Source organism: Rathayibacter sp. AY1F9, from assembly GCF_002932155.1.
Classification (GTDB): Bacteria; Actinomycetota; Actinomycetes; order Actinomycetales; family Microbacteriaceae; genus Rathayibacter.
Window position 1 is genome coordinate 1 of record NZ_PSVA01000045.1, and the last position, 5381, is coordinate 5381.

Here is a 5381-nt window from a genome sequence, read left to right on the forward strand (position 1 = left end):
GCGCATCCGTCGGCGGCGTCGGTGCCGAGCCGTCGCTCGGGGGCGTCGGAGCGGTGCCCTCGGCGGGCGCGTCGGTCGACGGCGCACCGGTGGACGGCGCACCGGTCGAGGTGGAGTGCAGCGGTGTGGCGCTGGAGGTCGGCGTGCTCGACGGCGTCGCGGCGAACGCGGCGGTCGAGCCGAGCGCGACGAGTCCGAGGGCGCCGACAGCGATGCCGATGGTCAGGGCGCGCTTCTTCGGACGGCGCGGCCCGAAGCTCGAGCCCTTCTCGGCGGGGGTGGTCGACTCGGTCATGGGTGTCTCCTCGTTCCGGCCCGGTGCCGACCCCGTTCGGGATCGGTTGCGGCCGGTTCCATCTCAGATTCGAAGGCGAATCTGAAGCCGGACTTAAGAACAGACCCTCCACAGCAGACGCCGGGTGCGCCCCGATCCGCGGCCCCTAGGTTCGACCACATGCCCTCCTCCGCCCGCGTGCTCCTCATCGAGGACGACGACGCCATCCGCTCCTCCGTCGAGACCGCGCTGCGCAGCGCGCGCTTCACGGTCCGCGGTCTCGTCTCCGGCGAGGACCTCGCCCGCGAGCTGAGCACCTTCGCTCCGGACCTGGTGATCCTCGACTGGATGCTCCCCGGCCCGAGCGGCATCGTGCTCGCCGAGCGGATCCGCCGCAGCAGCGACGCGGCGGTGATCATGCTCACCGCCCGCGACGCCGTCGACGACCGCCTCCGCGGCTTCGACGAGGGCGTCGACGACTACGTGGTGAAGCCGTTCGTGCTCGCCGAGCTCGTCAAGCGCGTGACCGCCGTGCTGCGCCGCCGCGGCCGCATCCCGTCCGTCGTCGAGATCGGCGACCTCGTCGTCGACCCGGAGTCGGGCCGCGCCCGCCGCGGCGGCGTCGCCCTCGACCTCACCGCGACCGAGTTCCGCCTCCTCGCCTTCCTCGCCGGGAACCGCGGCCGCACCCTCACCAAGACCCAGATCCTCACGCAGGTCTGGGGCTACGACCACGTCGACCCGAACCTCGTCGAGGTGCACCTCAGCTCCCTCCGCAAGAAGATGGAGGCGCACGGCGACCGCCTCGTGCACACCGTCCGCGGCCTCGGCTACCGGGTGGAGGCGTGAGCCGCTCCCAGCCGGGCGCCCTGCGGACCGGCTCCCTCCGCCTCCGCACCGTCCTGGCCGTGCTCGCTCTGCTGGCCGTGCTGCTCCTGGCCCTCTCGGCGACGGTGCAGGCGGTGCTCGGCGAGCGCCTCCGCGACCAGATCGAGGAGCGGCTGCAGGACCGCGCCTCCGCCGCCGCCGCGCTGGTCGGCACGATCGCCGACGACGCCCTCGCCTCGCGCCTCTCGGCGCAGGGCGTCTCGGTGCGGATCACGAGCCCCGAGGGCGAGGACGTCGTGGCCGGGCCGAGCCCGGAGCAGCTGCGACTGGGCCCGGGAGCCGCCGACCAGCTCGGAGAGCCGCCGTCGCCGCCCGGCACGAGCTCCTCCTCCGGAGCCGTCCCGCCCCGAGCCGCGTCCGCCGCCGTCACCGTCGTCTCGAGCAGCGTCGCCGCCGACGACGAGCTGATCACCCTCGAGTCGACCCTCAGCGACGGCACCCGCCTCGAGCTCACCAGCGAGGCCGGATCGGTGGGCAGCACCCTCGCGCAGCTGAACGGGATCCTGCTCGCCGCGTCGGCCGTGTTCCTCCTGCTGGCCGCCCTCGCGCTGATCGTCGTGGTCCGCGCGACCCTCCGGCCCCTCGAGCGGATGACCGACGTGGCCCGCGACATCGCGCACGGCGACCGCGGGCGGCGGCTGCGCCCCTCCCGTCCGCGGACCGAGCTCGGCCGCACCGCGACCGCGTTCGACGAGATGCTCGACGACCTCGAGCAGGCCGAGCGCAGCGCCCTCGCCGCCGAGGCGACGGCCCTCGCGGCGGAGCAGCGGATGCGCGCGTTCGTCTCGGACGCCGCGCACGAGCTGCGGACGCCGGTCGCCGGCATCCAGGCCGCCGCCGACGCGCTCGTCCGCGGCGACGGCGGCGAGCAGGAGCGCGAGCGCCTCTCCGTGCACGTCGTGCGGGAGTCGCTGCGCGCGGGCCGCCTCATCCAGGACATGCTGCTGATGGCGCGGCTGGACGAGGGCCTGGCTCTGGAGTCGCGTCCGCTGGACCCGGCGGGCGTCGCCGAGGCCGCGATCGAGCGCCAGGAGCTGCGCCGCCCGGGCCTCGCGATCGAGCTGCACCGGCCCGCCGAGCCGCTCCTGGTCAGCGCCGACGCCGACCGGCTGGCTCAGGTGCTCGGCAACCTCCTCGAGAACGGTGCCCGCTTCGCCCGCTCCCGGATCGACGTCGCCGTCGAGGCGGCCGCCGACTCCGTCACGATCACCGTCGACGACGACGGCCCCGGCATCGCCGAGGCCGACCGCGAGCGCGTCTTCGACCGCCTCGTCCGCCTCGACGACGCCCGCAACCGCGCCGACGGCGGCTCGGGCCTCGGCCTGCCGATCGCGCGCGGGCTGGCCCGGGCCCTCGGCGGCGACCTCGTGGCGGAGGCGGGGCCCGTCGGCGCCCGCTTCCGGGTGACGCTGCCTCGCGCGGGGTGACGCCGCCCCGCTCCCCCTAGGCTCGACGGGCGCGCGGGCCCCGCTCCGCCGGGACGGCAGGAGTGGCTCCATGGACAGGGACGACGCGGAGCAGCGTGTCCGGCAGGCCCGCGACGAGGCCCCGAGGTTCGGGAGCGGTCCCCTGCTCGCCACCTTCACCGTCCGCCACCGCCGCGGACTCGACGTCGCCTTCGTGCTCGACGGCGCCGACGGGGACTTCCAGATCGGCATGGGCGCCGCGTCCGACGACTTCCGGAGCGTCCTCACCGTCGGCGTCGACCGCGAGGACGGCCGCATCCGCGGCGTCTCCAGCTGGACCGTCGACGGCCGCGAGAGCCGCGTGCCCGTGCGGATCCTGCACCGCTCCGCCACCGTGATCATCGTGGAGGCCGCTCCCCTCCCCCTCGACCGGCGCCCGTCCTCGCTCAAGTGCTGGTCCTTCCTCCGCCGGGCCTCCGCCGACCACCACTCCGACGTGCTCGGCTTCGTGTCCCCCGACCTGGCCGACCTCCCCCCGGTCCGGCTCCTCACCGATCCGCGGGCGCGGCGCGGGCGCTGAGCCGGCCTCGCGCGCGAGGGGACGGATCCCCGCCCGACCCGCAGGCGCCGGTGCGATCATGCGCTGACGTGATCCCGCCCGGAGGTCCGCCCGACCCGGAGGAGCGCTCGTGACGCAGGAGGTGCAGTCGACCCGGCTGCGGTCGCTCGGGAGCGAGGCGTTCTTCGGGGCGACGGTGGTCGTCGCGGCGGCGTGGTCGGGCGCCCGGGCGTTCCAGCTCTACGGAGGGTGGGGCGTGGTGCTTGCGGTGGCCGCGGTGATCGTCGCGGGGCTCGGCTTCGGGATCCGACGGCGCGTCGAGGAGCGGTGGTCCCGACCGATCCTCGAGAGGCTGCGGGCCGAGCATCCGGACGGCGGCGTCACCGCGGTGCTGAACACTCCGGAGACACTGGCCTCGCTGCGGACGCTCGCGGTCGCCGGAGCCGCGGTCGACCTCCCGGCGCTGCGCGCGGCGAAGCCGGACCCCGTGCTGCTGGCCGTCGTCACCGCGAGGGCGCTCTCGCTGTTCCGTGCCGACGCGGACCTCTCGCCGATCGCGTTCCTGCCCCTCACCGCCGGGGACGCCCCCGAGTCGGTGACGGGCTACCACCACGGTCACGCGCTCGCGGCTCCCGTTCTCACGGTCCGGCAGCAGGGGACGGAGCAGCGGCTCGCCCTCTTCCCCGCCGACGGCGCGCGGACGATCACCGGTGTCCTCGGCCGCTGAGCGAGGCCCGCTGCGCATCGCCGGGAGTCTCCGCCCCGCGGCGGATCCGGCAGCGCCGCGCCGCGCGTAGCGTCGGGCGATGGACATGTCACTGCTCGGCACCAGCGTGGTCGCCGCCCTGTGCGGGGCCGCGTATCTCGGAGTCGCGATCCTCGCGGTCGCGCAGGTCCTCCGCTCCGGCCTCGATCCCCTGCGGAAGGGCCTGTGGACGATCGCCGTCGTGGTGGCGCCCTTCCTGGGGTCGATGGCGTGGTTCCTCGTCGGGCGGCCCGGAGCGCGAGCCTGAGACGCGGCTCAGCCCGCACCCATGCCTACGATCACCGATCGCGCAAGCACCTGCTCGCGGGGCGCCCGCGCGTCAGCATGAGCGGGATGGACACGATCGAGGAGGCGGGCGCCTGGGCGCGCGCTCTGGTGCGCCGCGAGTTCGGCGTCGGCCTCGTCGACCTGGAGCCCGTCGTCGGCGGACTCGACCACGGAGCGCGCGTCTGGTGCGCGGCCGACGGCTCCGGGGCGCTGTGGAGCGTCAAGGCGTCGGCCCGCGACGGGCGCTTCGGCCTCGCGCTCTCGGCGTCGCTGGGAGAGGCGGGGGTGCCGGGCGTCGCGGCGCCGCACCGCGCCTCCGACGGGCGCCCCTGGGTGGAGGACCGTGGGCTGCGGGTCTCGGTCGCGCCGTGGATCCTCGGCGAGGACGCCGTCGACTCCGGCGAGGACGCCCTCGACTGGGAGGGGTTCGGCGCGGTCCTGCGCTCCGTGCACGACGCCGAGCCGCCGACCCTCGCGCCTCCCGTGCGGCGGGGCATCCGCCGCGTCCGCCGTCCGCTCGCCGACCTCCTCGCCGAGACCGACGAGAGGATCGACGCGCAGCCGGAGTCCCGCCCCCTCCTCACCGCGCTGTGGCGCGGTAACCGCTCCCGCCTCGACGCCCTCGCCGGCGCCGAGCGGCGGCTGAAGCGCGCCCGCACGCCCACTTCCCGCGTGCCCCTCCACGGCGACCCGCATCCCGGCAACGTCGTCATCGACGAGAGCGGCCGCCCCTGGCTGATCGACTTCGACGAGGCCACCGTCGCCCCGCGGGAGGCCGACCTGCTCCTGATCGAGCTGGGCGTCATCTACTCGCGGCCGATCAGCGACGTGCAGCGCTCGGCGTTCCGCGCGGGCTACGGCGAGGCCCTGATCGACGACGAGCGGATCGTCCGCTTCGGCTGCGTCCGCGCGGTCGAGGACGTGGCCGCCACTGTCGCGCTGGCCCTCGCCGACCCGGAGCCGGAGGAGCGCGAGGCCGCCCCCGTGCCCGCCTCCCGCCTCGGCCGCGCCGCCTCGGCGCTGCCCGTCCCCACTCCGCTCGACCTGCTCGCCGGCCAGCTCGGCCCGCACGGCCTCGTCTCGCTCGTCGAGACCGCCCTCCGCCGCCCCGCCTGACGCGGCCCTCCGAAGCCGCTGCAGCCGGTGAGGGCGGCGGTCGACGCCAGGACGGCGGCGAGAGGGATGAATCGTCTGCGCATGGGTGGTCTCCTGCTGTGAAGG

At 75.8% G+C, this 5381-nt stretch carries 6 protein-coding genes and 1 pseudogene; 6 read left to right on the plus strand and 1 reads right to left on the minus strand.

Annotated elements, in window-relative coordinates; genetic code table 11:
- Positions 1-295 (minus strand): annotated as a pseudogene (locus C5C37_RS16815) (hypothetical protein); the annotation flags it as partial.
- A gap of 159 nt (positions 296-454) precedes the next feature.
- Between C5C37_RS16815 and C5C37_RS16820 the strand changes: the two are divergent.
- The 6 genes from C5C37_RS16820 to C5C37_RS16845 all read left to right on the plus strand — a co-directional run bounded on the left by C5C37_RS16820 (position 455) and on the right by C5C37_RS16845 (position 5276).
- On the plus strand, positions 455-1123 hold the full coding sequence (locus tag C5C37_RS16820) for a response regulator transcription factor (RefSeq protein ID WP_104339328.1): 669 nt from the start codon (positions 455-457) through the stop codon (positions 1121-1123).
- Positions 1120-2589 carry a cell wall metabolism sensor histidine kinase WalK gene (locus C5C37_RS16825; protein WP_104227449.1) on the plus strand — a complete coding sequence of 490 codons (1470 nt, stop codon included), beginning with the start codon at positions 1120-1122 and terminating at the stop codon, positions 2587-2589. The genes C5C37_RS16820 and C5C37_RS16825 overlap by 4 nt, the downstream gene beginning before the upstream one ends.
- Before the next feature lie 70 nt (positions 2590-2659).
- The gene (locus C5C37_RS16830; protein ID WP_104225194.1) at positions 2660-3148 is read left to right on the plus strand and encodes a hypothetical protein; all 489 of its coding nucleotides are present in this window, start codon (positions 2660-2662) and stop codon (positions 3146-3148) included.
- A gap of 109 nt (positions 3149-3257) precedes the next feature.
- Positions 3258-3854: a hypothetical protein gene (locus C5C37_RS16835; protein WP_104258313.1), complete on the plus strand. Its 597-nt coding sequence runs from the start codon at positions 3258-3260 to the stop codon at positions 3852-3854.
- Between the two features lie 79 nt (positions 3855-3933).
- A complete protein-coding gene (locus tag C5C37_RS16840; protein WP_104225196.1) occupies positions 3934-4140 on the plus strand; it encodes a PLD nuclease N-terminal domain-containing protein in 207 nt (68 codons plus the stop codon).
- Between the two features lie 86 nt (positions 4141-4226).
- On the plus strand, positions 4227-5276 hold the full coding sequence (locus C5C37_RS16845) for an aminoglycoside phosphotransferase family protein (RefSeq protein WP_104339329.1): 1050 nt from the start codon (positions 4227-4229) through the stop codon (positions 5274-5276).
- The last annotated feature ends 105 nt before the right edge of the window (positions 5277-5381 follow it).

Excerpts from the sequence above, each read along its gene's own strand:
- C5C37_RS16830 (WP_104225194.1), top strand. The coding sequence starts at position 2,660 with ATGGACAGGGACGACGCGGAGCAGCGTGTCCGGCAGGCCCGCGACGAG.
- C5C37_RS16840 (WP_104225196.1), top strand. The coding sequence starts at position 3,934 with ATGGACATGTCACTGCTCGGCACCAGCGTGGTCGCCGCCCTGTGCGGG.
- C5C37_RS16820 (WP_104339328.1), top strand. The coding sequence starts at position 455 with ATGCCCTCCTCCGCCCGCGTGCTCCTCATCGAGGACGACGACGCCATC.
- C5C37_RS16845 (WP_104339329.1), top strand. The coding sequence starts at position 4,227 with ATGGACACGATCGAGGAGGCGGGCGCCTGGGCGCGCGCTCTGGTGCGC.